The organism is Lysinibacillus macroides, assembly GCF_001281525.1.
GTDB lineage: Bacteria > Bacillota > Bacilli > Bacillales_A > Planococcaceae > Lysinibacillus > Lysinibacillus macroides.
Genome location: NZ_LGCI01000002.1, coordinates 215,009 through 240,206, shown reverse-complemented (window position 1 = coordinate 240,206; position 25,198 = coordinate 215,009). Strand labels below are relative to the sequence as shown.

The window sequence follows — 25,198 nt, the reverse complement described above, 5'->3', positions numbered from 1 at the left end:
GAAGCGTTAGTGATTCAACGCTTCCCTTACCATTTTGCATGATGTTCCTCAATACAGCCGAGCATTTGCTGAATGATTAATGTTTCGCCATTATCGAGTAAAATCGCACCGTCATAATAACCAAATAATTGATGTACCTCTGATTTAACCAGCTTTACATTTGTGCGGGCTACACGTTCAAAAAACGGTGAAAATGTTAATGAAACTTGCTTCGAAAATTTGGTTTTCACTTTCCAGCGCTGCATATAATCCTCTCGATCATATTGAAAAATCAAATCCTCATGTATTTTTGTCATTTTACCATCAACAAACACAGCATTTTCCGTCATACCTGTGCCATCTGTCCATTTACCGCCTAGATTAAGCCCAATACGTCTTCCACGAACCCGCTGAGAGGCCATTCCCCAATTCCATATCGCATCACGAGGCCAGACCCCTCGTCCATAATCTAACACAGCAAAGTTTTCCTCTGGTGTGAAGATAAAACGGCGAGTACCTATTGTAACAGTACCAGAAGTAGGGAGGATATGATGTTTGCCTGTAAATTGAAATGTCTTTCGATTCCAAGGGATGACTACATTTAAGGTTTCATCTGTTGGGGGATGTTGAACGACAAGCTTTGCACATAAAACTTCTCCATCAAAGTTAGGGATAGAAACGGACAAGTAGGTTTTATTTTGCATGTATGTCATATCAATCATCATTTCGCTATTTTTAAATGAGACAGATTCTAAAACTTGTGTAGGCATTTTTAATTTACCACCGAAGGGAATCGTTATTGTTTTTTCAAAATAGCGCTGTGTTTCATACTCAAGGAAATAGACGAAGCAGACCGCTGCATAATCCAAATGACTAATCGTGGCAGAAAATAGGATTTCATCACCATACACACACCAATAATTCCATTTCTTTTTACGCATAATATGGCCGCTTAAATTGCTATGAATAACGGGCTTTCGGGCAAATCCAATGGCTGCGGGGTTTAAATTACCCTTTTTATCGCATAAAAAAGTAGGTTGTAAAATTTCTTTCTCAGCATGTTGCTTCACATTCAACATCCCCTCTGGTCTTAAGCTAGAACTTGATTATTCTATTATTTTTATTGTAGCAAAAATACTCTGAAAAATGGAAAGGATCAAGCTGAATACCCCTGCTTTTAGTAAGAATATGAGTAAGGACCTAACGAGTGAAGTACCCCAATGTTGCGATATACATAGCTCTACTAGAAATACCTCTCTAAACATATGATGGGGTGAGGGGGGGGATGTATGGCAAAGATGTACGATCGACAGGCTGCTGTCCAATACGCCAATTATTGGTGGAATAGACGTAATCCAGCTTTTCCAAACTTTGATGTAGATTGCACAAATTATATTTCTCAATGCTTACTTGCAGGAGGGGCGCCAATGCGAGGAGCGCCAAATCGAGAGAAGGGCTGGTGGATTCAACAAGGAAATTGGAGCTTTAGCTGGTCTGTTGCCCATTCATTAAGGTGGTATTTAGAAGGATCTACAACTGGATTGAAGGGTAGACGGGTCCAATATGCAGAGGAGCTAGAGCTTGGAGATGTTATTTTTTATGATTTTCAAGGGAATGGAAGAATTGACCACTCTGTTATTGTGACAAGTATTCAAAATGGCGTGCCTTATGTGAATGCTCATACCTCAGATAGTATTCATCGACCGTATTTGTACGAGGATTCGACTGCGTATACGCCAAGTATGACTTATTTTTTCTATCATATAGATGATAGCTTTGCTTAGAAAGAGATAGTTTTAAAGCATATGATTTTATGATAATGTGAAAGATAGAAGAGACAAACTATAATATGCTGTCTTATGGTAGAAGGAGAATGGGATATGAGCGAACAAATTTTATCTGTTAAAGATGCCATTATTCAACGTCGTTCCATTAAAAAGTTTAATGGCCAGCCTGTAGATCGTGAGGATTTACTGGCTATTGTTGATGATGCTGTATGGGCACCCAATCATGGCAACCGGGAGCCATGGCGTTTAGTGGTTGCGTGTGGTGAGGAATTAGCAAAGCTTCATGAATTATTGCGTGACTTAGCTATACCTAAATGGCAAGAGCTATCAAGTGAAACATTGGGCAAGCAAATGGAGAAATTTACTACTCCTGGTGGCTATGCCTTTGTGATTGTGCCAGAGGATGTGCGTCAAAAAGAGCGCTTAGAAGATTATGCGGCAGCAAGTATTTTTATTCAAAATATTCAATTGTTGGCGTGGGATAGAGGCATCGGATCTTGCTGGAAAACACCAGCCTTCTTAGATCAACCTAAATTCCGTGAAGCTTTAAAGGTGCAGCCAGGAGAGCGTGTGATTGCCATGCTACAAGTTGGTTATTTTGATGAAGTGCCAAAAGGAAAAGAACGTAAATCAGCGGCAGAAATTGTGACCATTTTTGGTGAGCAATAGTGAAAAGAAAATCCCTTCGCGAATGAGGAGCGAAGGGATTTGTTTATTATTTTTGTAATTCTGCAACTTCGTATAGATAATCGCTTAATACACGTAAGCCCTTATCAAAGTTTTCTAAATGGAAGTGCTCATTTGGTGCATGAAAATTTTCACTTGATAAACCAAAGCCCATTAAGACAACAGGTAATTCTAAAATTTCATCAAATGCAGCTACAATCGGAATAGAGCCTCCACCACGTGTATAGGCAGTTGGGACATTGTACACTTTTTCATAAGAACGTCCAGCCGCTTGAATAAATGGATGATTGAAAGGTGTTAGGAATGGACGACCTTTATCAAATTCAGAAATATTTATTTCTACACCAGCAGGCTTATGCTTTTCAACATGTGCCTTTAAAAGTGCAACAATTTCGTCTGGCTCTTGATTTGGCACAAGACGGCATGTAATTTTAGCACCAGCCTCAGCAGGTAGTACCGTTTTAATCCCTTCACCTGAGAAGCCACCGAATACACCATTCACCTCTAATGTTGGACGAGCCCAAGTACGTTCTAAATAAGAAAACCCAGGTTCACCAACTAATTCTTGTACGCCAACTTCCTGTTTCACAGCTTCCTCATCAAAGCTAAGTGCACGATAAGCCTCACGCTCTTCTTCTGTTAATGGTAATACTTTGTCATAAAAGCCCTCAACTTGGATTGTACCCTGCTCATCACGGAAGGATGCCAAAATTTCAGCTAATGCATGAATGGCATTTTGCACACCTCCACCATAAAGACCCGAATGCAAATCTCCTTTAGCAGCGCGAATATCAATTTGAATACCCGTCAAACCACGCAGCCCGTAGCAGACCGCAGGCTTACCAGGACCATATAGCCCCGTATCAGAAATTAAAATTAAATCTGCTGCTAATTTTTCTTTATGCTGTTCAACAAAGGCAGGTAGGTGGGGGCTGCCAATTTCCTCTTCACCTTCATAAATAAATTTCACATTGACAGGTAAAGTGCCTGTTGTAGCAAATAGAGCCTCAATCATTTTTAAGTGCATAAACACTTGCCCTTTATCATCACTAGCCCCACGAGCAAATAATTTATTATCACGAATTGATGGGTTAAACGGCTCGCTTTCCCATAAATGTAAGGGGTCAACAGGCTGGACATCATAGTGACCATAAAATAAAATCGTTGGCTTGCCCTCTGCGTGTAGCCAATCAGCATAGACGACAGGGTGTCCCTCTGTTGCCATAATAGAGATATTTTCAAGATTTAGTTTTTCAAATGTACCCGCTAGCCATTTTGCGGCATGTTGAATATCTTCCTTATGTTCAGATAAAGAACTAATGCTTGGAATTCGTAAAAACTCCTTTAATTCTTCTAAATGTGCCTCACGATGTTCCGCGAAATAAGCATCTAGTTGCTGTAAGTTCGTCATGATAGAAGCCCTCTTTCCTAAGTATTTCGATAATGGAAATAGTATAGCACAACCAACAAGCAGAAGCCCAATATATCAATGGTTTGGGTATGAAGTAGTCTATAAAGTTTAATCACAGGATGGGGTTATGCTTATTATTAATGATATAGAGGTTTTACTACAAATTTTAGGGTAAGGAAATGTCAGTGGATGAAAATGTACGTAATAGTACGAGAAAGCCCAAACAATTACGAAACCCTTGTGTAAAAGTTTTGTAGAATAGTTTGGACTTTTTTATCTTAGCCTGTTAAAGGGTGAGGGCTATTCACTCTTTTTGGCTTTACTACTACTAATATTCGGTGTTGGTGGTGAGTTATAGACACGAGAATGCGGTGGGATAGAATTCATAAGCCAAATATTACTGCCCAGCACTGAATCGTGACCAATTGTTGTTTCACCGCCTAAAATGGTTGCCCCTGCATAAATAACAACATTATCCTCGATATTTGGATGACGCTTAATGCCTTTAATTGGGTTGCCATTTTCATCGAGAGGGAAGCTTAATGCGCCTAGCGTGACACCTTGATAAATTTTAACGTTTTTGCCAATGCTGCATGTTTCACCAATAACCACCCCTGTACCATGGTCGATAAAGAATGATTCACCAATCGTTGCCCCTGGATGAATATCAATGCCTGTTAAGCTATGGGCATATTCTGACATAATACGAGGCACAATTGGTACACCCATTTCGTATAACTCATGGGCAACACGATGAATATAGACAGCAACGATAGATGGGTAGCTTAATAAAATTTCCTCTGTCGAAAGAGCAGCTGGATCACCATTGTAGGCTGCTTGAATATCTGTTTGCAAAATTTGACGGATTTTCGGGAATTGTGAAATTAAATTCATGACAATCCGATCTGCATCCTCTTGGCATGTGCAATTCTCTGGATCACTATAATCCATATTATAAATTAATACCTTTTCAATAATGTCACGTAAATCTAAGGCCGTTTCACGCAGCTTATTGCTGCTAACAATATTGATACGTGTATCATCAATTGGTGGAACAGTATGGATACCAGGGAACAGTACTTCATGGAAATTATCTAAAATTTTATAAATTTGGTTGCGCCCTACAAAGCCGATGGAGTTTTCTACATCCACATATTGTCGATTCATATCTTTTAATGCATTTGTAATTTCTGGCACTTTTTCATTTAGCCAATCATTTAAGCTCATACTAAAATGGCACCCCTTTAAATTCGTCATTAAACATATAATATTTCTAATGTTTTAATAAAGGTACAAAAGATTTCATCCATTTGCAAGGTAACAATTTTGAAGTAGCCCTTTTCGCTTTAAAATAAAAGAAAACCCCTTTTTATTTGATAAATAAATTACCTACTATATAGATTTATATTTTTATCATGGAATGATGGTAGCTGATGAGCCTGCACTTCTTATTATCGAGAAGAATAGGAATGATCCCTCTTTACTGACACTTTATTTGGTATCGTGACGGTAGTTGTGGCGATATTGCAATGGAGCAAGATGATAATTTTTGCGAAATAACTCTACAAAATAGCTCACTTGATTAAAGCCAACGTCCTCGCTAATTTCGGAAATCGATTTATTTGTATGCAAAATTAAGCCTTGTGCGATATAGAGCCGATGCTTGTTCACGAATTTAATGGGTGATAGGCGTGTGTATTTACGAAAAAGCTGATTACAGGCACTTTTATTAATGAGTGCACAGTTTGTAAGGTCGCTAACTGTAATCTTATTTTGATAGTTTTCTTGTACAAATTGCAACATTTGATTGAAAATAGCAATTTCCTGTTCTTCATGATTTTGCATCATTGCATCATAGTGTGTGAGTAAATGCTCAATAAGTGTTGTTAAAAGGGTGATGACCGAAAAAAGTGTTAGTTTTTTACCTTGTGTCCAATCAGCAAGCTTTGCCATTTGGTTGGGGGATAATGGCAGCAAATAGTAAGCAAATGGATGGTTTTCAAAAAATGGCTGTACATGTTCTGTCACCAGCTTTGGATGCAAAAAATTCAAGTCAAAGTTGATACATAGTGCATTTGTATTTTGATTAATTGTTTTCGAGCTATGAAGCTGTTTTTTGTTAATTAGTAAAAGTGTATTTTCTGAAACCGTTAAAATTTCATGATTAATTTGATAATCAAGTATGCCATGATACACCCAAACAATTTGCAGGGCATCATGCCAATGAATCGGTATATAGTCTGAGCGTAAATGATGATAGGTTTGTGTAAATAAGGCAATCGCATAGTCTTCGAATGTATAGATTATTTGCTCCTCTAAATCCTCTGTTAATGTTATTTTGAACGTTGTTCCATCTAAAATATTCTGTGCAATTGGATTCGATTTCATGGACATCACCTTTTCACTCAAATTTGATAAAAATAGTTACAAAAATTATAGAAGGAATATTTTGATTATATGTATAGTAGTTGTAATAACAACAGTTTAGCGGATTTGGAAACAATCGTTAAGTTTTTTGCATTGTAATTAAATTTGATAAAAGGAGAATGACGATGAAGTATAGTTTAGAACAAGGAGCAGTACGTGTTATTGCTGATTTAAAGGAGCTTGCTGTATTAACGTCAGATGAGCATGGAGCACAGCGAGTTGCATGGACAGCTTTATGGCAAACAGCACGCGATTGGTATCGTCAAAAAGCAGAGGCACTTGGCGCAGAGGTTTCAACAGATAGTGCAGGCAATGTGTGGACGAAAATGGAAGGAGAGAGCGCAGAGGCAATTGTTATTGGGAGCCATTTAGATAGTGTGCCACATGGTGGCTGGCTTGATGGGGCACTTGGTGTATTAGCTGGACTTGAGGCATTGAGACGTTATTCAGCAGAAAAACAAAAGCCAAGGAAAACGTTATATGTTGTTGATTGGGCAGATGAAGAAGGAGCTCGCTATGGCTATAGCTGCCTAGGCTCATCCGCGGCAAGTGGCTCTTTACGTGTCGAGGAGCTAATAGGAAGAGCTGATAGTAATGGCATTACATTTGAAAAAGCTGTATCCGCCTATCAGGTGATGCCAGATAAAATGCTACAGGCGCATCAAGAAATGTTACAAAGAAATATTATAGGCTATTTAGAGCTGCATATTGAGCAAGGGCCTGTGTTAGAAAAAGAGCAGAAGGATGTGGCGTGTGTATTCGGCGCAGCAGGAGTAGAGCGTCATTATATAGATTTTGTTGGACAGGCTGCTCATGCGGGTTCATTCCCTGTGCCAATGCGTCAAGATGCCTTTTTAGCTGCGGCAGAGGCGGCACTAGAATTCAGAAAGCTTGCGTTAAAATATAAGGCGGTTTGCACGGTTGGTCAAGTGCAGGTGCAGCCTAATGTTGTCACAATTGTGCCGGGAAAATGTACGATTTCTTTAGATATGCGTACAATTGATGCGGCTGATTTGCAAAAGATGTATGTGGAAGCACAGGCTGTGACAGAAAAAATTGCGAGCGTAAATGGCGTTTCAGTAGGATGGCGAAAAATTTATTCGGTCGCACCGCAATTATTTGATGAGCAGTTCATTTGCCTATGTGAAAAAGCTGTCCAGAAGGAAACAGGTGAGGCAACGAAAATGTATTCAGGTCCTTTACATGATGCGGTGGAAATGGCGAAGGTTGTGCCAACTGTCATGATGTTTACAATGTCTGAAGGCGGTTTATCCCATACGAAGGAGGAGCATACGCCAGAGTTAAAGCTAGAGGTGGGGATTCGCGCATTTTTACGATTAGTGCATGATGTGATGGAGCAATAGGCAAAATGGGGGCTTATATGCATCAATTAAAAAGCGGTGTAAAGGAACCTGAGTGGAATAAAGAGTCAGATGTTACAACCATTCATTTATCTAATATCAAGGAAGCAACACAAAAATAATCAGATTTTTCTGTGAAAATGGAGGTATATTATGAGTAATATCGAGTTTAAAAAACAATTACTAGAATGGCGACATTATCTGCACAAATATCCTGAAACGGCCTTTGAGGAAGTAAAAACATCTGCCTATATAGCACAGGAGCTTCAAAAAATGGGCTTAGAGGTTCATGAAAATATCGGTACTACAGGTATTGTGGCAAATCTTACTATGGGAGATGGTAAAGGTGTTATTGGGTTACGGGCTGATATGGATGCATTAAATCTAAATGAGGTAAAAGACCTTCCATATCGCTCTAAGCATCAAGGGAAAATGCATGCATGTGGACACGATGGACATATGACGACATTATTAGGCGCTGCTCAATTACTTTCTACCCGAAGAAACTTTAATGGGACTGTTCGATTTATTTTTCAGCCTGCTGAAGAAATCGGCAAGGGTGCTCAAGCAATGATAGAGGATCAATTATTTGAGCGCTTCCCAGTGGATGAAATTTACGGTTTACATAATATGCCGGGATTACCTGCTGGAACGATACACACAAAGTCAGGTCCTATTATGGCTAGTGAGGATAATTTCGTTATTCGAATTAAAGGAAAGGGGGCACATTCATCAAGCCCGCATATGGGAGTTGACCCTTTCGTTATTGCGGCTGAAATTATTCTTGCACTGCAAACAGTAGTGGCAAGAAATCTTGACCCACTTCAAACGGCAGTCATATCATGTACAGAAATACAATCAGATGGCATTCGCAATGCCATTCCTTCTAATGTAGAAATTAAAGGCGATACGAGAAGCTTTACGCCAGAAGTTCAAAAATTGCTGGAGCAAAGAATGAAAAGCTTATGTGAGGGGATCTGTGCAATGCATGGGGCTGAATGTGAGTTTGACTATACACATGAATTCTCTCCTACGATTAACTGGGATAAATGCAATGAAGTTGCGACATTAGCTGCCAAAAATATCGTTGGCGTAGAAAATACAAACAGCGATGGTACGCCAATTATGGCGTCAGAGGATTTTGGCAAGTTTATCGAAAAAATTCCTGGTTGCTTTGTATTTTTAGGAAGTAAGGTTGAAGGTGAGGAAGTAATTCCACTGCATAACTCCATGTATGATTACAATGATGAGATTATAGAAATAGGCGCTGAATTTTTTGCAGAAATTATTAAGCTTCGCCTAGCAAAAGAATAGGAGAGAGTCACGATGAAATTAATAACATATACTAGAAAGAAAAATCCAAGTACAAATATTGACTTTTTAGGACTAGAGGGGGCTCAAAAAGTACACGCATTTCATAAGAGCTTTCCCCAGTATAAACCGACGCCTTTAGCTGTGTTAGATCATTTAGCGGAGGAGTTGAATATTAGCAAATTATTTGTAAAGGATGAATCCTATCGTTTTGGCTTAAATGCCTTTAAAGCTTTAGGTGGATCGTATGCGATTGGCCAATATTTAGCAAAGCAACTAAACATTGTTCCCTCTGATCTAACGTATGATCGACTTGTCTCACCTGAAGTGAAAGAAAAGCTAGGTGAACTAACATTTATTACAGCAACAGATGGAAACCACGGTCGAGGAGTTGCGTGGACAGCCAAGCAGCTAGGGCAAAAGGCTGTTGTTTATATGCCTAAAGGGTCTTCTGAAGAAAGGTTAAATCATATTAAAAGCTTAGGGGCAAGTGCTTCTATTACGGATGTTAATTATGATGATACTGTTCGTTTAGCTGCTGAACATGCTGAGCAAAACAATTGGATATTAGTACAGGATACAGCATGGAAAGACTACGAGGAAATTCCTAAAAACATTATGCAGGGCTACATCACGATGGTAGTAGAAGCATATGAGCAGCTAAAGGGGTTAGATGAAAAACCTACACATATTTTTATTCAGGCGGGTGTTGGCTCAATGGCAGCTGCAGTTCAAGGCTTTTTTGCAGATATGTATGGTGAGGATCGCCCGATGACCATTGTTGTAGAACCAGATAAGGCAGACTGCATTTTTAAAACGGCTGAAGCAAGTGATGGCAAGCTTCATTATGTCAAAGGTGATATGGATACAATTATGGCAGGCTTAGCATGTGGCGAGCCGAGTACATTAGGCTGGGAAATTTTAAAGGATTATGCGGATGCTTTCCTTTCTTGTCCAGATAATATTGCTGCTCAAGGAATGAGAATTTTAGCAGCACCGTTAAAAGGCGATGTACAAGTTACTTCAGGTGAATCAGGCGCAGTGGGCGTGGGAGCTGTAAGTGAAATTTTAAGACGAGATCAGTATACAGCTTTAAAAGAGCAATTAAAAATGAATGAAGATTCAAAAATTCTATTCTTTAGTACAGAGGGTGATACGGACGCCGCACATTATAAAAAAATTGTATGGGATGGAGTTTATTCAATTTAAATGATGTTGGAAGGGGGAATGATAATGAGTATTCAATGGTGAAATTTTGCCTGCACGAGCTGCTTATGCAGTTGATTGTTTAGCTAAAAATGCACTAGTAGAAATTGAAATGATTGCATATTACGGTTAATAAAAACAACAAGGTTTGAGTCCTCATATTACTAGGACTTAAACCTTGTTGTTGCTATATTAATGAGCTGTATAACCGCCATCAACAAGCAGTGTTGTACCATTGACAAAGCTTGCGTCATCACTCGCTAAAAATAGAACAGCTTTTGCAATCTCTTCTGGTTTGCCAAGACGACCTTGGGGATGAAGAGAGGCTAAGTATTCTTTGCTTGCCGTATCTACTTCTTTAAGCAGTGGTGTTTCAATATAGCCTGGACATACAGCATTTACACGGATGCCTTCTTTTGCATAGGCTGTACATAGGTTTTGTGTTAATAATTTTACGCCACCCTTTGCAGAAGCATAAGCTGTTGGATTTGGTAAGGCAACAAAGCTATGAATAGAACCAGCATTAACGATAACACCGCCTGTACCTTGTGCAAGGAATTGTTCAATCGCATATTTATCAGAAAGGAAGACGCCTGATAAATTAATATCAATGGTTCTTTTCCATTTTTCAAACGTTAATTCATGTGCTGGTGCATCGTCAGCTACGCCTGCATTGGCATACATAATATCAAGCTTGCCATATTTCTTCACTGTTGCACTCATCATATTTTTAATATCTTCTTCACTTGTTACATCTGTTTTCACAAACAATGTATCAAAGCCATTATTATTTAATTCCTCTGAGATGCTTTGCCCACGATCTGAAAAATCGGCAACGACTACCTTTGCGCCTTCTTCTACAAATAGGCGAACGGTTGCTTCGCCAATACCACTAGCGCCACCAGTGACGATTGCTACTTTATCTTGTAATTTCATTCGAATAACCACCTTTATTATTTTGCAGTTGCGCCACCATCAATCACAAATTCAGCACCTGTTGAGAATGAAGATTCATCAGAGGCTAAAAATAATACTGTTTGAGCGACTTCCTGAACGGAACCTAAACGACCTAATGGGAATAGATTTTTCCCTAATTCATCTTTAGAGCTTCCTGTTGTTACTGATGCATAATCTGCCATACCTGTATCAATATAACCAGGATGAATAGAGTTGACACGTACACCAAATGGTGCGTATTCCATAGCAACGTCCTTTGTCATAATGCGAACTGCGCCCTTACTAGCTCCATATAATACATGTCCAGCAGCACCTGTTAAGCCCGCAATGGAGGAAGCATTAATAACAGAACCATTATGTTGTTTAGCCATAAATGGCATAATATGCTTCATACCTAGGAAAACACCTGTCACATTGATGGACATTAAGCGGTTCCAGTCAGAAAGTTCGATTTCTGCAAGTGGCTTAATAATATAGATACCCGCATTATTGAAAAGAATATCAACCTTATTAAATGCTTTGATTGTTTGGTCTGCAACCTTTTTCCAATCATCTTCATTGCTTACATCGTGACGAATAAATAGTGCTTGTCCGCCGATAGCTTGGATATCGCGAACTGCTTCGTTACCAGATTGTTCATTTATATCAGTAATAACTACCTTTGCGCCTTCTTTAGCAAATAAGAGAGCAGTTTCTTTACCGATACCTGTCCCTCCACCTGTAATAATAGCTACTTTATTTTCCAATCTCATGTCAAGCACGCACCTTTCATTCTATCTGGATATAGATTTAGCTATAGGACTTAAAAATATTCCCTTTATTTTAGGGATACCTTTATTTTACGCTTCCCAATTTCAAAAACCATCCTATAAGATGCTGTATAATAGTATGACGAGTATCCACCATTTATAGGGGTATGTTTAAATAAAGGAGAAGAGCTGCCTATGACACATCCAATTCAATCCTTTGAAGAAATGACATTTCAAGAGTTTGTGCTAGTTATTAAAGTTCATCATAAGCAAATTGAGGAAAATACCAATATTTATCTTTATCTGGAGTCTTCTATTTCAGAGGAAGATCGCAAAAAAACGGCTATGCTGCTCAATTCATTTTTACATTTACTAACACGTACAAATATTGAAGATTTACAGGATGATTATCAAAATTTTTTAAATACATGGCTGCAATCGCAGCTATCCATTATTGATATAAAAAGCTTTAATCTTTTTCAATTAATTTTTGAAAAATCATTGATTACATTTATGATTCACCAGAAACATCATCGTATGAATGCTGTATTAATGTATGTACTCTCGATATTTACGTACTTAATACAGCTTTATTATGATAAGTTAGTGCATCCGACAAATGATAACCATTCAACAAATCAGCAATTAAGCCATCTTCAATTATTGGATAAGCTTGATAAATTGCTCATTTACTCGTCAGGTTATCATGATTTAGCTTATATTTTAAAAAAGTGTGAAGAGTACTTTAGCTACAAAAGATGTGTATTTTATGCATATGTGCCATGGTCTAATGAATTTTATGGTGTGATTGGTGCGGAGCTGCCAAAGGTACAAAGCATGAAAGGGCATATAACAGAGCAAAACTCGATATTTAGCTCCAGAAAGCCCATTTATTTAAAGAATCCTAAAAATTATATAAAAGAGGAGCATATCCAATTATTTAATTTATCTTCTGTTATTTTTATTCCCATTATTCAACAAGATCAATTATTTGGCTGGCTGACATTTGATCAGCTAGGGGAGGAATTTGATTGTACAAAGGATGAATTAGCATTACTAGAGCAAGTAGGGAAGCGGTTGGGCTTATTTTTATCTCGCAAGGGTGAGAATGTGGAGCAAGCCTCAGAGCTACATTTTACCGAAAGGGAGTCGATGATTCTTGGCTTGCTTGCGGAAGGGTATGATAATAAAAAAATTGCAGGACTGCTGTTTTTAAGTGAGCATACGGTAAGGGACTATGTCAGCAGCTTAATGACAAAGCTTAAAGCCAAAAATCGAACACAGGTTGTTGCCTCTGCCTTTCGTTTAGGTCTGTTAAGCTAAGAAGTATTATTAAAAATATAGTAATGAAAATAAAGAGATAGTGTAATGATAAGGGTATTGATGGAATAAGTAATATAGTAGTAAAACAATTTTTACGAATATTACAAGTGATGATGCTTAAGCTTACATGATTGTAATGAAATTGAAAGCCAATGCGATAGAGTGTAATACATTATTTTGCGAGAATGTGTATAGAAGCAAGAACAAGAAGCGGAGGCATACACAATGAATAAAAAATTAGAAGGCGTATACGAGGAATACAATCGTTATATTTATCACCTATGTTTAAAACTAACTCGCAATAATGTAGAGGCTGAAGATTTAATGCAAGAAGTTTGGGTTAAGGTTGTACGCTATGAAAACAGTGTTGCTGAGGTAGAGCATATTAAAGCTTGGCTGACAACTATCACAATGAATACATTTAGAGATCGCTATCGTAAAAAAGTACGTCGTAGCAAATATATGATGAACCAACCTGAAACATTAGACGTACCGATTTTAGATTTGGTTCCCAATAATGATATTTCTACAGAAGAAAAAATTGAAAAGGATATTGTAACGAAACTAGTGCAGGATAAAATGGAGCAATTAGATGCCATTTACCGCAAAACATTATGGTATTTCTACATAGACCAATATTCACTAGCTGAAATTTCTACGATTATGAAGGTGTCCATTGGAACTGTGAAATCTCGTCTGTTTCGTGCAAAAGCTCGTCTAAAAGAAATGCTTATGTCTGATGAATCGATTGTGGAATCTGTGCTGCCCGCATAATGAAAGCAGATTGGTCGCATGTCACAAATACTTAGACAGAGGTATTTACTCGACAAATCTACCTAAAAAGCTGCATTCGCAAAAAGGGCACTGACCTAAAAAAATGAGACAAATAAAAACACCTTTCGTTGAAAAACGGGTATTGTACCTTATCAAATCAATGTGGAGGTGTTTTTCTATGGGGACAAGAGTGAGTTACCCAGTGGAAGTGAAAATGAAAGCAATTGAAATGAGATTAGCAGGCATTCCTGTAAAACAAGTACTAGAGGAGCTAAATATTCGTAACCATTCTCAGTTAAAAACATGGATGAAATGGTACAAGAACGGCGAATTACATCGTCTTGAACAGCCAGTAGGAAAACAATATACATTTGGCAAAGGGCCTGAATATGAAAGTGAAACCGCTAAGTTACAAGCAGAGAATCGTTATTTAAAGCAACAAATTGAAGTGTTAAAAAAGTACGCAGAGTTGGAGAGGAAGTGGTCCCAAAAGTTGTAGTAGAGCTAGTAGAGGAGTTAAAAGAAAGGATGCCGATTGGTGAAATCTGCCGTCATTTAGGTGTAGCTCGTTCGTCGTATTATCGCTGGAAGGTCAATGAAAATAAATTCACTCAAAAGGATCTTCGAGACCAACAAATTGGCGACTTGTGCAAGTTACACAAATTCAGATACGGCTATCGAAAAATCACAGAATTACTTACTGACATTAGTGAGAAAACGGTGCAACGTGTGATGCAAAAATACGGCTGGCAATGTCGTGTAAAGGTAAAGAAACGTAAACGTACGGGACAACCAGCTCACATTGTTCCTAACTTATTAGCACGTGATTTTACGGCATTAAAACCGCTAGAAAGGCTCGTAACAGATATTACTTACTTGCCTTTTGGACAATCTATGATGTACCTTTCAAGTATCTTAGACCTATTTAATGGCGAGGTTATTGCGTTTACAATTGGTTTTACACAAGATACCGACTTTGTCTTAGATACGCTAAATCAATTACCCGATCTACCAGAAGGCTGTATCCTGCATAGCGACCAGGGTTCTGTTTACACATCTTATGCATATCAGAAGGCAGTCAAAGAAAAAGGAATGACCATGAGCATGTCTCGTAAAGGCACGCCCGCTGATAATTCCCCAATTGAAACGTTTCACTCCTCGCTAAAGTCTGAAACGTTCTACCTCGATGATATTTATCGCACAACAAATGCGTGTGTCATAAATATTGTCGAAGAATACATTTACTATTATAACAATATTCGGATTAAAACGAAATTAAACAACCAGTCGCCGGTTCAATACCGTCAACTGGCTGTATAATAAGGTGTTTTCATACTGTCTCAAAAATAGTATTCAGTGCCAAGATTGCGATGCAGCTTTTTTATTTTGGCTGATTCGAATCAACATCCAGTAAGCATTTTGAAAAAATAGTGCGCAATGTTTGAAGCTCCTCTGCTGTCAGCATACCAAACATATTGTTAATAATGGCACTCACTTGTTGACGAGATTCCGCTAAAATCGTTTCACCCTCAGGTGTAATTACTAATTGTGAAGCACGTCGGTCTGTTGCATGCTGTGTTTTTTCTATAAAGCCCGCATTAATAAGCTTTGTTGTTAAAACCGTAACACCACCTGTTGTTACTTTTAAGCGTTCAGCAATAGCAGAAGGGCGTTTGGGGCCCTCCTGCGCTAAATAGTCTAAAATTAAAATATGGGATTTTGAAAAGCCAAGCGCATTATGATTATTCCACTCGTTTGCCCACTTACGCTCTATCGATGAAACGACTTCAAATAATGAGGTAATGGCTTGTTGTTTTTCTTGATCCATAGAAGGTCAACTCCAAAACTTTTTTAACTTTCTTGTGCCAATCTTGTCATTGCATTTAATTCGTAAGCCCGTACTTTACGTGGAATAAAACGACGGATATCCATCTCATTGTAGCCAACTTGAATGCGTTTTTCATCTATTAAAATAGGACTGCGAAGCATTCTAGGGTGATCTTGAATAATGGCAAATAGCTCTTGAATCGAAAGTTGATCGATATCAATATTTAAGTTTTTAAAATCATTAGAGTTTGTAGCAATAATTTCATCTGTGCCATCTTCCGTCATGCTAAGAATTTCTTTGAATTCGGCAAGTGTAAGTGGGTGTGATGTAATACGTTTTTCTTTATAGTCAATGTTGTGATCTTTTAACCATTTAAGTGCTTTTCTGGATGAAGAACAGCTCGCTTGTGAGTAAATTGTAACTGTCATTCTTCATTCCTCGCTTTCTTTTTTAGATTCTATTTTATGAATATCTTATTAGTAAGTTGATTTCCTTATACATATATCTTACTAGTAAGATATAAATAAATCAATAGTTATTTGAAAAAATTTCATATCAGCATGATATTTTTTACTTACATTAACTTATACGCAGAAAGCAGCAAAAAGTTTCGCTATCCCAGCTTACAATGATGTAAGTTTAGACAAATTACTAGAAATAATGAGCTTGTCTTATTTGCTTGTCCATTGATTATGATATGTTTGCCAGAGACTATTTATGCGTAAGTGCGAGGAAAAATATATACAAAAGGGCAGCCTCAATAATCTTGAGGAGCTGCCCTTTGTAATGAATATTAACCTTGTTGTCCAGATGTAAACCAGTCTTGAACATCCCAAACTTTTGTCACGAGTCCCTCGTAAAAATCAGGTTCATGGCTTACGAGCACAATAGTGCCTTTAAATTCTTTCATAGCCCGCTTTAATTCATTTTTTGCATCGACATCTAAATGGTTTGTTGGTTCATCAAATAGTAGCCAGTTTGCTTCTTCCATCATTAATTTACATAAACGAACCTTGGCCTGCTCTCCACCAGATAATGAATTAAGTGGACGTGTAATATGGTCGGTTTTTAAGCCTGCTCTTGCTAATGCTGCACGTACTTGCGCTTGCTCCATAGAAGGGAAGGCATTCCATACATCATCAATTGGTGTAATTTTCTCCGCTTTGACCTCTTGCTCAAAGTAAGAGGGGTGAAGGTAATCGCCTCGAATAACTTTCCCAGCGAGAGGATTAATTTTCCCAAGCATTGTTTTTAATAAGGTTGATTTACCTACACCATTCATACCAACAAGCGCAATTTTTTCTCCGCGTTCGATGGTAAAAGTAAGGGGAGGGAGCAAGGGCTTGTCTTTATCATAACCAATCACTAAATTTTCAGCCTCTACAACATAACGACTAGTGGAACGAGCTTCTTTAAAGCTAAATTCTGGCTTTGCCGCTGTTTCTGGGCGATCAATACGCTCTAAACGATCAAGCTGTTTGGCACGTGATTTTGCGCGTCCCGTTGTTGAGTAGCGCGCTTTATTTTTGGCAATAAAGTCCTCTTGCTTCTTGATAAATTCCTGCTGCTTTTCATAAGCTTCAATATGCTGACGTTTATTAATTTCAGCAAGCTCTAAAAATTTTTCATAGGTTGCTGTATAACGTGTTAATTTTGAAAACTCAAGCTGGAAAATAACATCTACTGTTTCATTCATAAATTCTGTATCATGTGAAATTAATAAGAAAGCATATGGATAGTTTTTTAAATAACTTTTTAACCACGTAATATGCTCCTCATCGAGATAGTTTGTTGGCTCATCCAGTAGTAATACTTTTGGTTTTTCTAATAATAGCTTCGCTAGTAACACCTTTGTACGTTGTCCACCAGAAAGTGCAGCCACATCACGCTCTAAGCCAATTGCATCGAGGCCAAGTCCGCGTGCCACTTCTTCGATTTTCATATCTAATGAGTAGAAATCTCCTGCATCCAGTGCGTCTTGTACCTCAGCCATTTGCTCTAACAGCACCTCTAATTCCTCAGGTGTTGCTTCAGCCATCTTACCTGTAATGTCATTAAGCTCTTCTTCTTTTTTATATAATGGTAAAAAGGCATCGCGCAATACATCACGCATTGTTCGTCCAGCAGTGAGCGCTGTATGCTGGTCTAAATAACCGTAATGTGTGCCAGGAAGCCATTCAACCTTTCCTGTATCGTGGATTGTTTGACCAGTAATGATGCCCATCAATGTTGATTTACCCACACCATTCGCCCCAACAAGCCCAATATGATCACCTTCCACTAAGCGAAATGATACATCCTTAAAAAGGGTACGATCGCCAAAAGAATGACCTAAATTTTCAACTGTTAATATTGCCATATATGTTCCTCCAACTGTTCCTTATGTTCGTATTCTAAAGTTCTGTTAATTGTTTATTGAGTTCCGCTAGCTTAGCCTCCATATTTGCAAGGCGCTCTTCAGCTTTTGCTACCTGATCGTTATGTCCTGTAGACTCTAATTTTTCAATATCACCTTGTAAATTGATATAGTCCATTTTTAGCTCTCGAATTTGGTATTCAATATCACTTTTTGTTGGCATAATTATAACTCCTTTAGTAAGCATATTGGTATAACGAATGCGTGCAAAAGCGATGAGGGCTTGTCAAATCCCTCACCGCTTAATCATTAACATCAATCAAGTACTCGTTATTTTTGACTTTCCTTATGGAGAGGCAAAAAGTAAAAAATTCTTATATATTGTATCATAATCATCTTTGAAGTAGCACTAAGTAGAGGCGATATTGTGTCGATCATATGCAAAATCTAGTAGCAATGTTTGAAGTGTTTCGTTGTTGTTCGCAAGATTTAATTGTCTTTGCTTTCTGATAGCTCGTTCGCTTCGTGCTTCATGTAAAAGTAGCTCCATCACGGCGTTTTGTATTTGCGATTGCTTCATTTTTCGACCAAGTCCCAAATGAATAAAGCCGTTTTGCTCACGTGGGAAGGCATGTAATAGCTCCGCTTCAGATTGTGCAAGTGTAATGCATGGCACACCATAGGAGGCGATTTTGTAAGGCGTATAATTAGCATTACAAATAATCACATCTGCTTTTGGTAATAGCTGTAGAAGCGCGTTTTTATCACGAAGAATAGCCGTATTGCGACGACTCAGCACCATCATTTGTAAATCATCTGTTGCATGTCGATAGCAATCGTCAATCATCACTGTAATTTGTAGTGGAATTTGTAGCTGTGTTAAATGTCGAAGTGTTCGATAGGTTAAATTATGCTCGTCCCCATCTTCAAAAGCAACGACGATATGAGGAGGATCCTCAGCTATTTTACGATCAGGTATGCTGTTAAATTGTTGATAGATTTCTGGAAGTGCGAAAACAAAGCTGCCACCAATATAATGAGATGGTAAATAATCTTTCACTTCTTGATAGAGGGCCAGCAGTACACAATCACAGGCTTGACCACCCTCGCCAAAATCATCAAAATGGATAATAGCTTTACAGTATGGTCGTAGGTTCTGTACTTGCCAGCCCTCAGAGTTACGTCCGTCTCTTACAATCAAATCAGGCTGAATTTCTTTTATTTGCTGAGGTAGCTCGTTAAAATGATTAAATACAATAGGGGATAGTCCTGCATGTATTAAAATTGGCATCCCGTCATTTGAAGGGCTTTTGATAAATATAACAACTTTCTCATGCGTAAGTAGCCTCGCTAATGTTGAAACCCGTTCAAAAGGATACAGCCCTTTATCAATACAGCTTTCAATAATGAAAACAATTGTTTTTTTTGGTTCTATTGCTTGTGTTTCGTTTTGCAAATGTATCCCATCCTTTCCTCTGTCTCTTTAAACTATGGCGAAGAAAGAGCAAGTATGTGTAAAATTTAGCATTTGATAAAGGATGTTAGTTAGAAAAATATCTAGCAGTGAAGATATGAGAATTAGCTTTTGAAGCATAAAAAATGGTCGATATATAGATTGAGGCTAGAAATACATACACTATACAGGTTTAATAGAAGGAGGGATGAGCAATGGGTATGCGTGCAGCAATTGTTGTTGGGGCAACTGGTTTAACAGGTGCTTCTCTTGTGGAGCAATTATGTGAAAATGATGAATATGTGTCAGTAACGGTTATTGCACGAAAGAAGCCAGTCTTTACGCATCCAAAGCTAGAAATAAAAATTCGAGATTTTGATCGATTAGAAGAACAAGATATTGAATTTGCACATGAACTATATTGCTGCTTAGGTACAACGATTAAAAAGGCAGGCTCTCGTGAGATGTTTGAAAAGGTCGATTTTGAATATCCATTAGCAATTGCTTCGTTAGCAAAAAAACGTGGAATTCCTCATTTTCTTGTCATTACCTCAATGGGCGCAAAGGAGAGCTCACCTTTTTACTACAATCGAGTGAAAGGAAAGCTTGAGCAAGATTTAATAGAGCTTGGCTTACAAAGACTTTCGATTATTCGCCCATCATTATTAGTAGGGCAGCGTCATGAATTTCGTTTAGGGGAAAAGGCAGGAGAGAAAGTATTAAAGCTTGCCCAACCTTTATTAATAGGTCCCCTTAAAGCTGCTAGAGCCATTGAAGCTTCACAAGTGGCAAAGGCGATGATTATTATCGCTTTATATGAAAAGCAGCAGCCTGTTACTATTTATAAATCACCTCACTTAGCGAAATTAGACTATCCTGAAATAATAGTAAAGGAAGATGTTTCAAGAGAGACATTATTTAATTGGGACAAACACAAATTATCGGATACAGTTGTGGATAAGGAAGTCCATTTTCAACATGATGATCAGGAACAAAAATAATATAGCCACTTTTTGGGGCATTCCGTCTAAAGACTGAATTTCTTCCTTTCATCACTGCAATTCTTTTCGAGCTACGTGACATTTGTTACAATATTATTGTAGAAGATGAATGTGGAGGCAAAGTAAAGATGAAAATTTTACTCGTTGATGGCACAATGTTTGGCCGTAAGACAGGTGCTATTTTAGAGCAAGTGGAGCAATATATTAAAGAACTAAATGCTAGTTTCGAATTAGAAATGATGCATTTTAGTCAATATAAGCATCAAATTGTGGATGGTTCACCATTAAATGATGATATGAAGAAAATGATCCAACAATTTGAGGAAGCGGACGCATATATTATCGCAACACCGATTTTCCAAGCATCCATTCCTGGTGTTTTAAAGAATGCGTTTGATTTCTTACATCCTAAAACAATGCGCTATAAGCCAGTATCCATTGTGGCAAATGGTGGCACATACCAGCATCACCTTGTAGTAGAAAATCAGCTAAAGCCTATTTTAGACTATTTCCGCGCCCTTGTAACACCAAACTATGTGTACACACATACATCGCATTTTGATGCAAACAATACTATTATAGATGAGGATGTTCATAATCGTTTACGTGAATTAGCACGTGTCTTTGTGCAATATTGCGAAATGAGCAAAAATCTGCCGAAGGAAACGATTGATCAGCATTAATATGAATTTTATGCCCTTGGACAGTGGTAGGAAATCACTGTTCAGGGGTTTTTTCATTATAAGTATTTTTTTAAAATATGATAAAATAAAACTTTAGTGATACGGAAGGGAGGGCTGCTCATTGCAGGACATCGCCTTACTAGAAAAGCAACGCTGTAGCCTTATTTTGACCAATAAGGCGAAGGAAGCAGTAGAGGAATGCTCAGCAAATGAGCATGCCTTTTTTACGTTACAAAACGCTTTTACGGTTTATATTGAAAAAAGAAAGGCTAAAACAGCGGGTGAAATATTTTTATCTATTTATTTTAATGCTGATGATAATGGAAAACTACATGAGGTTCTTGCAGGGAAAACTGTGATTATGGATTGTGTCCTCAAAGTTGAAGGATTGCTAGCAACAAATATCCGCTTTGTTCATATGCGTGGTCCTATTCATACAAATCGCCGACTAGCAGCTGCATTGCAATTTATTACAAGACCGAATAACGGAGCAGGTATTCCGCTTGAGCTGCATACGACAATAAGACAATTACCGATCGCAGAGGAACGTACAGAGTATGTAAAAAAACGGATAGCGAGCTGGGAAGGCTATTTGAAAATTCAAGAACGTGATGCCACGATAGATGACATTCATACAGAATTTAAACAAAGCTACTTCAATGAAAATTTTACACGCTTAACAATTGTTTGTCCCTACATAAAGAGCAAGGAATGGAAGCAGTTAGAAGGGCTCAGTGTCAGTATTCAAGGCATGCGCGGTGAGATTGGACAAGTTTTAAAGGCTACTGCTAACAAGCAAACGGTTGAAATTGATGTAAAGCCCTTTATACAGGATTTGGCACGCAAGGATCAGCTTAATCTTCGTTCAAAACAAGCAAGCTTTAGTAATTTTGCGACGCTGAGTCAAATTAGAAGATTGCGCAATGGCTTTACAAAGCTGGAAAAGGGTGAGGCAGTTAATCCTCATTTAGAGACAATTTTATTTGAAAAACGCCCAACAGTACGAGCATCCAAGCTACAGCAGGATATTGAATTTCATAATATCTTAAACGAATATCAGCGTCGAGCGGTTTTAGGGGCATTATCTGTTGAGGATTTATATGTGATACAAGGTCCACCAGGTACAGGAAAAACAACGGTGATTTCAGAAATCTGTCAGCAAAATGTGAAGGCTGGTTTAAAAACACTTGTTGCCTCGCAGTCCAACTTAGCAGTAGATAATGCCTTAGGACGATTATTATCCAATCAAGACATCCGAATTTTACGGTATGGTAGAACAGAAAGTATTGAGGAGGAAGGTAAAAAGTTTATCGAGGAAAATGTAGCTTTGTATTGGCGTGAGCAAACACTTGCGGTCATTGAAGAGGCCATTACGACATTTCCTGAACGTGAACGAGAATTAAAAGCAAATCTTAGCAAAGCACAAGATGAGCTAGCCAAATTGGAAAAATGGCTGGAAGCACTAACACAGGAAATCGCTGCAAAAGAGCAGGCAGTCATTGAGGAGCCTATTTTACAGCAGGAAATTCAAGCATTAAAAAAAGAATTGAAGGCTGCTAAAGCTGAGCAGCAAACATATGAAGCACAAAAAGAGCATTATGATAAACAGCTTGCACAAATTGAGCCTCTGGTCCAGCAGCTTACACAAACACTTGCTGACACTCCTTCTTTAGAGGAGCTACAGCAGATCATTCAGGAAACAACACAAAAAATCGGGCAACTAAAAGCAGCTATTCAATATAAGGAATTGCAAGAGCAAAAGCAGCAGCTAACAGAGCAATTTCAAGAGTTACAGCTTAAATATGATGCGGAAAGCCAACGTTTAGCTACAATGAAGGAAGCGCAAAAATATATTCAAACATTAACAGCCTTTGAACGTATTCAACGATTTTTACAGCACTATCAAATTCGGCCAAGCCATGTACTGTCACAGCAAATTAGCCGCTTACAGCATTTAGAGGATGCAAAAGATTTAGTAGCTTGGTCTACTATTAATACACGCTTACAAAAAGCTATTGCAAAGCTGGAAGGATTGGCAACAGAGGAAGTAAAGGAGCGGGCTTTTGCTAAAAGCAGGCTACAGCCAGTACAGTCATTTTCTTTGCAAAACCTTATGGGTGTTTTTGCACAGTTAAACAAGGCATTTGAAGAGGGGCACTCACCAACAGCAGAGGAGTTAGAAAGCTACCTGCTTGGGCTCTATATGCGCCGTGATTTTGTGTGGCAAAAAGGAGCAGCATTGCAGCAACAGCAAGCACATAAAGACCAAGAGTTTGAGTCGTGTCGTAAAAATATAGCAAGCCTTATTCATCAGGAATGCGCCATTACAAGCTTTGATGTGCAAAGTTTACAGCGTCAATTGCAGCCATTTTTACAGCATACAGAGCGACTAAAGCAGCTAGCAAGCACCTTCCATCTGGAAGAAGAGCCGAAAGAATCCGCTGAGTATTTAAAAATAGTAATGGCACAGGAGCAAGAATCGCTAGAGCAAGTACAGCAGCAGCTTGAGGCAGTAGAGCAAGCGAAGGTGCAGCTAGTTCCAAAGCAGGCTGCTCTTCAGACGGTGCAAACAAGCTTGCAGGAGGTTGAGCAACAGTTAACAGCAATAGAAGCACGCATTAAAGATATTAATATTGCTGGACTGACAAAGGAAAAGCAATTAACAGCTTATACAAAGCTTTTACAATCAACACCGGAACGCACGGCAGAGGAGGTTGTAGAAGCGATGAAAGTGGCTAATCAAACTATTGAAGCGTTACAGCGTAAGGAACAACAGCTACCACTTCGTCAAAAATTACAGGAGCAATGGCGTGACAAGCTACAAAATGCTACAGAATATGATTTAGATGAAATCCGAAAACTATATGTGCGCCATGCGAATGTAATTGGTACAACATGTGTAGCCTCTGCAAGTAAGGAATTTATGGAAAATTATCCTACCTTTGATGTAGTGATTATTGATGAGGTCTCAAAGGCAACACCACCAGAATTATTATTGCCAATGCTTAAAGGGAAAAAGGTTATTTTAGTAGGTGATCATCATCAGCTCCCACCATTGCTTGGGGATGATACATTGGAGGAAACATTAAAGGCGATGCAAGAGGAAAATCCTAATTTTGAAGGCGCACAGGAATTAAAAAATCTATTGCGCGAATCATTATTTGAGCGCCTATTTAATAATTTGCCCTCAACGCATAAGCAAATGCTTGCATTACAATACCGTATGCATGAGAAAATTATGCAAAGTATTACACCATTTTATGCGAGAGAGGAAAATGGCTTGCAGTGCGGCTTACCAGATTCAGATGCGGCAAGAGATCATCGCTTAGAGGGGCAATTTGTCAAGCGTGATGACCATTTACTCTGGATTGATATACCAACAGAAAAGCCTTATTTAGAGGAGCAGGTAAAGGGTGGAACAAGTCGCTATAATGAAGGGGAATTGCAAACAATTCGTCATATTTTGCTAGATCTTAATGACGCAGTGAGAGTGGCAAAAGAGGCGGGGCGTATGCCACACGATACTCAGAAAAGCGTTGGCGTAATTAGTTTTTACGGTGAGCAGGTGAAGAGAATTAATCGTCTGCTTCAGCAGGAATTACAGTTACCGCATCTACAATTTAGAACAGGCACTGTCGATAAATTCCAAGGAATGGAAATGGATGTGATCCTAGTGAGTATGGTTCGTAATACAGCAAAAGGCGGCGATATTGGCTTTGCAAGAGATTATCGTCGCTTAAATGTTGCGCTCTCCCGTGCCCGTGAGTTATTACTGCTTGTAGGAAGTGCCGACATGTTTACAAAACGTGCGAAACATCAAGAGACAAGAGATATGTATACGAATTTATTAAATACCGTAAAATCCTACGATGGCTTACGTAATCATAAAGGATTGGTGATGTAAA

General features: G+C 38.4%; 22 protein-coding genes. 11 read left to right on the top strand and 11 right to left on the bottom strand.

Annotation, left to right across the window (positions count from 1 at the left end; translation table 11 throughout):
• Window positions 1–26: 26 nt before the first annotated feature.
• On the bottom strand, window positions 27–1,049 hold the full coding sequence (locus ADM90_RS01280; protein ID WP_053993267.1) for a DUF2804 domain-containing protein: 1,023 nt from the start codon (window positions 1,047–1,049) through the stop codon (window positions 27–29).
• Window positions 1,050–1,268: 219 nt separating this feature from the next.
• Here ADM90_RS01280 and ADM90_RS01275 point away from each other — a divergent pair, with 219 nt between their 5' ends.
• Together ADM90_RS01275 and ADM90_RS01270 are read left to right on the top strand one after the other, a co-directional pair.
• A complete protein-coding gene (locus ADM90_RS01275) occupies window positions 1,269–1,763 on the top strand; it encodes an amidase domain-containing protein (RefSeq protein WP_053993266.1) in 495 nt (164 codons plus the stop codon).
• A gap of 96 nt (window positions 1,764–1,859) precedes the next feature.
• Window positions 1,860–2,435 carry a nitroreductase family protein gene (locus ADM90_RS01270; RefSeq protein WP_053993265.1) on the top strand — a complete coding sequence of 192 codons (576 nt, stop codon included), beginning with the start codon at window positions 1,860–1,862 and terminating at the stop codon, window positions 2,433–2,435.
• A gap of 46 nt (window positions 2,436–2,481) precedes the next feature.
• On the opposite strand, the gene ADM90_RS01265 is transcribed toward ADM90_RS01270, so the two are convergent.
• The 3 genes from ADM90_RS01265 to ADM90_RS01255 form a co-directional block, all read right to left on the bottom strand.
• Window positions 2,482–3,864 (bottom strand): dipeptidase, encoded by a 1,383-nt coding sequence (locus ADM90_RS01265; protein WP_053993264.1) that lies wholly within the window; start codon window positions 3,862–3,864, stop codon window positions 2,482–2,484.
• A gap of 300 nt (window positions 3,865–4,164) precedes the next feature.
• Window positions 4,165–5,091 (bottom strand): serine O-acetyltransferase EpsC, encoded by a 927-nt coding sequence (gene epsC / locus ADM90_RS01260; protein WP_053993263.1) that lies wholly within the window; start codon window positions 5,089–5,091, stop codon window positions 4,165–4,167.
• A gap of 264 nt (window positions 5,092–5,355) precedes the next feature.
• The gene (locus ADM90_RS01255) at window positions 5,356–6,252 is read right to left on the bottom strand and encodes a helix-turn-helix transcriptional regulator (RefSeq protein ID WP_053993262.1); all 897 of its coding nucleotides are present in this window, start codon (window positions 6,250–6,252) and stop codon (window positions 5,356–5,358) included.
• Window positions 6,253–6,416: 164 nt separating this feature from the next.
• On the opposite strand from ADM90_RS01255, the gene ADM90_RS01250 reads away from it, so the two are divergent.
• The 3 genes from ADM90_RS01250 to dpaL all read left to right on the top strand — a co-directional run bounded on the left by ADM90_RS01250 (window position 6,417) and on the right by dpaL (window position 10,172).
• Entirely contained in the window at window positions 6,417–7,655 is a 1,239-nt protein-coding gene (locus ADM90_RS01250; RefSeq protein ID WP_053993261.1) for a hydantoinase/carbamoylase family amidase, read from the top strand.
• Between the two features lie 150 nt (window positions 7,656–7,805).
• Entirely contained in the window at window positions 7,806–8,966 is a 1,161-nt protein-coding gene (locus ADM90_RS01245; protein WP_053993260.1) for a M20 aminoacylase family protein, read from the top strand.
• Window positions 8,967–8,978: 12 nt separating this feature from the next.
• Window positions 8,979–10,172: a diaminopropionate ammonia-lyase gene (dpaL, locus tag ADM90_RS01240; RefSeq protein WP_053993259.1), complete on the top strand. Its 1,194-nt coding sequence runs from the start codon at window positions 8,979–8,981 to the stop codon at window positions 10,170–10,172.
• Window positions 10,173–10,361: 189 nt separating this feature from the next.
• Here dpaL and ADM90_RS01235 read toward each other — a convergent pair whose 3' ends face one another.
• Both ADM90_RS01235 and ADM90_RS01230 read right to left on the bottom strand, forming a co-directional pair.
• Window positions 10,362–11,105 (bottom strand): SDR family NAD(P)-dependent oxidoreductase, encoded by a 744-nt coding sequence (locus ADM90_RS01235; protein ID WP_053993258.1) that lies wholly within the window; start codon window positions 11,103–11,105, stop codon window positions 10,362–10,364.
• Between the two features lie 17 nt (window positions 11,106–11,122).
• Window positions 11,123–11,878 (bottom strand): SDR family NAD(P)-dependent oxidoreductase, encoded by a 756-nt coding sequence (locus ADM90_RS01230; RefSeq protein ID WP_053993257.1) that lies wholly within the window; start codon window positions 11,876–11,878, stop codon window positions 11,123–11,125.
• 192 nt (window positions 11,879–12,070) lie between these two features.
• Here ADM90_RS01230 and ADM90_RS01225 point away from each other — a divergent pair, with 192 nt between their 5' ends.
• The 3 genes from ADM90_RS01225 (at window position 12,071) to ADM90_RS01210 (ending at window position 15,292) form a co-directional block, all read left to right on the top strand.
• Window positions 12,071–13,198, top strand: coding sequence for a LuxR C-terminal-related transcriptional regulator (locus ADM90_RS01225; protein WP_053993256.1), 1,128 nt, complete (start codon window positions 12,071–12,073; stop codon window positions 13,196–13,198).
• A 225-nt stretch (window positions 13,199–13,423) separates the two neighbouring features.
• On the top strand, window positions 13,424–13,972 hold the full coding sequence (locus ADM90_RS01220; RefSeq protein WP_053993255.1) for an RNA polymerase sigma factor: 549 nt from the start codon (window positions 13,424–13,426) through the stop codon (window positions 13,970–13,972).
• A gap of 178 nt (window positions 13,973–14,150) precedes the next feature.
• A protein-coding gene (locus ADM90_RS01210; protein WP_152927953.1) for an IS3 family transposase occupies window positions 14,151–15,292 on the top strand; the annotation gives its coding sequence in 2 pieces (ribosomal slippage) (window positions 14,151–14,424 and window positions 14,424–15,292; 1,143 coding nt in all).
• Between the two features lie 61 nt (window positions 15,293–15,353).
• On the opposite strand, the gene ADM90_RS01205 is transcribed toward ADM90_RS01210, so the two are convergent.
• The 5 genes from ADM90_RS01205 to ADM90_RS01185 form a co-directional block, all read right to left on the bottom strand.
• The gene (locus ADM90_RS01205; protein ID WP_053993254.1) at window positions 15,354–15,800 is read right to left on the bottom strand and encodes a MarR family winged helix-turn-helix transcriptional regulator; all 447 of its coding nucleotides are present in this window, start codon (window positions 15,798–15,800) and stop codon (window positions 15,354–15,356) included.
• A 23-nt stretch (window positions 15,801–15,823) separates the two neighbouring features.
• Entirely contained in the window at window positions 15,824–16,228 is a 405-nt protein-coding gene (gene spx, locus ADM90_RS01200; protein WP_053993253.1) for a transcriptional regulator Spx, read from the bottom strand.
• A gap of 365 nt (window positions 16,229–16,593) precedes the next feature.
• The gene (locus tag ADM90_RS01195) at window positions 16,594–18,159 is read right to left on the bottom strand and encodes an ABC-F family ATP-binding cassette domain-containing protein (RefSeq protein ID WP_053993252.1); all 1,566 of its coding nucleotides are present in this window, start codon (window positions 18,157–18,159) and stop codon (window positions 16,594–16,596) included.
• 34 nt (window positions 18,160–18,193) lie between these two features.
• Window positions 18,194–18,379: an SE1832 family protein gene (locus ADM90_RS01190; RefSeq protein ID WP_053993251.1), complete on the bottom strand. Its 186-nt coding sequence runs from the start codon at window positions 18,377–18,379 to the stop codon at window positions 18,194–18,196.
• Between the two features lie 186 nt (window positions 18,380–18,565).
• On the bottom strand, window positions 18,566–19,612 hold the full coding sequence (locus ADM90_RS01185) for a PseG/SpsG family protein (protein ID WP_053993250.1): 1,047 nt from the start codon (window positions 19,610–19,612) through the stop codon (window positions 18,566–18,568).
• Between the two features lie 212 nt (window positions 19,613–19,824).
• Here ADM90_RS01185 and ADM90_RS01180 point away from each other — a divergent pair, with 212 nt between their 5' ends.
• The 3 genes from ADM90_RS01180 (at window position 19,825) to ADM90_RS01170 (ending at window position 25,197) form a co-directional block, all read left to right on the top strand.
• Window positions 19,825–20,610: an oxidoreductase gene (locus ADM90_RS01180; RefSeq protein WP_053993249.1), complete on the top strand. Its 786-nt coding sequence runs from the start codon at window positions 19,825–19,827 to the stop codon at window positions 20,608–20,610.
• Between the two features lie 128 nt (window positions 20,611–20,738).
• On the top strand, window positions 20,739–21,293 hold the full coding sequence (locus ADM90_RS01175) for an NADPH-dependent FMN reductase (protein ID WP_053993248.1): 555 nt from the start codon (window positions 20,739–20,741) through the stop codon (window positions 21,291–21,293).
• A gap of 121 nt (window positions 21,294–21,414) precedes the next feature.
• The gene (locus tag ADM90_RS01170; RefSeq protein WP_053993247.1) at window positions 21,415–25,197 is read left to right on the top strand and encodes a DEAD/DEAH box helicase; all 3,783 of its coding nucleotides are present in this window, start codon (window positions 21,415–21,417) and stop codon (window positions 25,195–25,197) included.
• The last annotated feature ends 1 nt before the right edge of the window (window position 25,198 follow it).

Bases quoted from the DNA above. Each gene is read 5' to 3' on its own strand.
- ADM90_RS01275 (WP_053993266.1), top strand. From the start codon at position 1,269: ATGGCAAAGATGTACGATCGACAGGCTGCTGTCCAATACGCCAATTAT.
- ADM90_RS01270 (WP_053993265.1), top strand. From the start codon at position 1,860: ATGAGCGAACAAATTTTATCTGTTAAAGATGCCATTATTCAACGTCGT.
- ADM90_RS01265 (WP_053993264.1), bottom strand. From the start codon at position 3,864: ATGACGAACTTACAGCAACTAGATGCTTATTTCGCGGAACATCGTGAG.
- epsC (WP_053993263.1), bottom strand. From the start codon at position 5,091: ATGAGCTTAAATGATTGGCTAAATGAAAAAGTGCCAGAAATTACAAAT.
- ADM90_RS01255 (WP_053993262.1), bottom strand. From the start codon at position 6,252: ATGAAATCGAATCCAATTGCACAGAATATTTTAGATGGAACAACGTTC.
- ADM90_RS01250 (WP_053993261.1), top strand. From the start codon at position 6,417: ATGAAGTATAGTTTAGAACAAGGAGCAGTACGTGTTATTGCTGATTTA.
- ADM90_RS01245 (WP_053993260.1), top strand. From the start codon at position 7,806: ATGAGTAATATCGAGTTTAAAAAACAATTACTAGAATGGCGACATTAT.
- dpaL (WP_053993259.1), top strand. From the start codon at position 8,979: ATGAAATTAATAACATATACTAGAAAGAAAAATCCAAGTACAAATATT.
- ADM90_RS01235 (WP_053993258.1), bottom strand. From the start codon at position 11,105: ATGAAATTACAAGATAAAGTAGCAATCGTCACTGGTGGCGCTAGTGGT.
- ADM90_RS01230 (WP_053993257.1), bottom strand. From the start codon at position 11,878: ATGAGATTGGAAAATAAAGTAGCTATTATTACAGGTGGAGGGACAGGT.
- ADM90_RS01225 (WP_053993256.1), top strand. From the start codon at position 12,071: ATGACACATCCAATTCAATCCTTTGAAGAAATGACATTTCAAGAGTTT.
- ADM90_RS01220 (WP_053993255.1), top strand. From the start codon at position 13,424: ATGAATAAAAAATTAGAAGGCGTATACGAGGAATACAATCGTTATATT.
- ADM90_RS01205 (WP_053993254.1), bottom strand. From the start codon at position 15,800: ATGGATCAAGAAAAACAACAAGCCATTACCTCATTATTTGAAGTCGTT.
- spx (WP_053993253.1), bottom strand. From the start codon at position 16,228: ATGACAGTTACAATTTACTCACAAGCGAGCTGTTCTTCATCCAGAAAA.
- ADM90_RS01195 (WP_053993252.1), bottom strand. From the start codon at position 18,159: ATGGCAATATTAACAGTTGAAAATTTAGGTCATTCTTTTGGCGATCGT.
- ADM90_RS01190 (WP_053993251.1), bottom strand. From the start codon at position 18,379: ATGCCAACAAAAAGTGATATTGAATACCAAATTCGAGAGCTAAAAATG.
- ADM90_RS01180 (WP_053993249.1), top strand. From the start codon at position 19,825: ATGGGTATGCGTGCAGCAATTGTTGTTGGGGCAACTGGTTTAACAGGT.
- ADM90_RS01175 (WP_053993248.1), top strand. From the start codon at position 20,739: ATGAAAATTTTACTCGTTGATGGCACAATGTTTGGCCGTAAGACAGGT.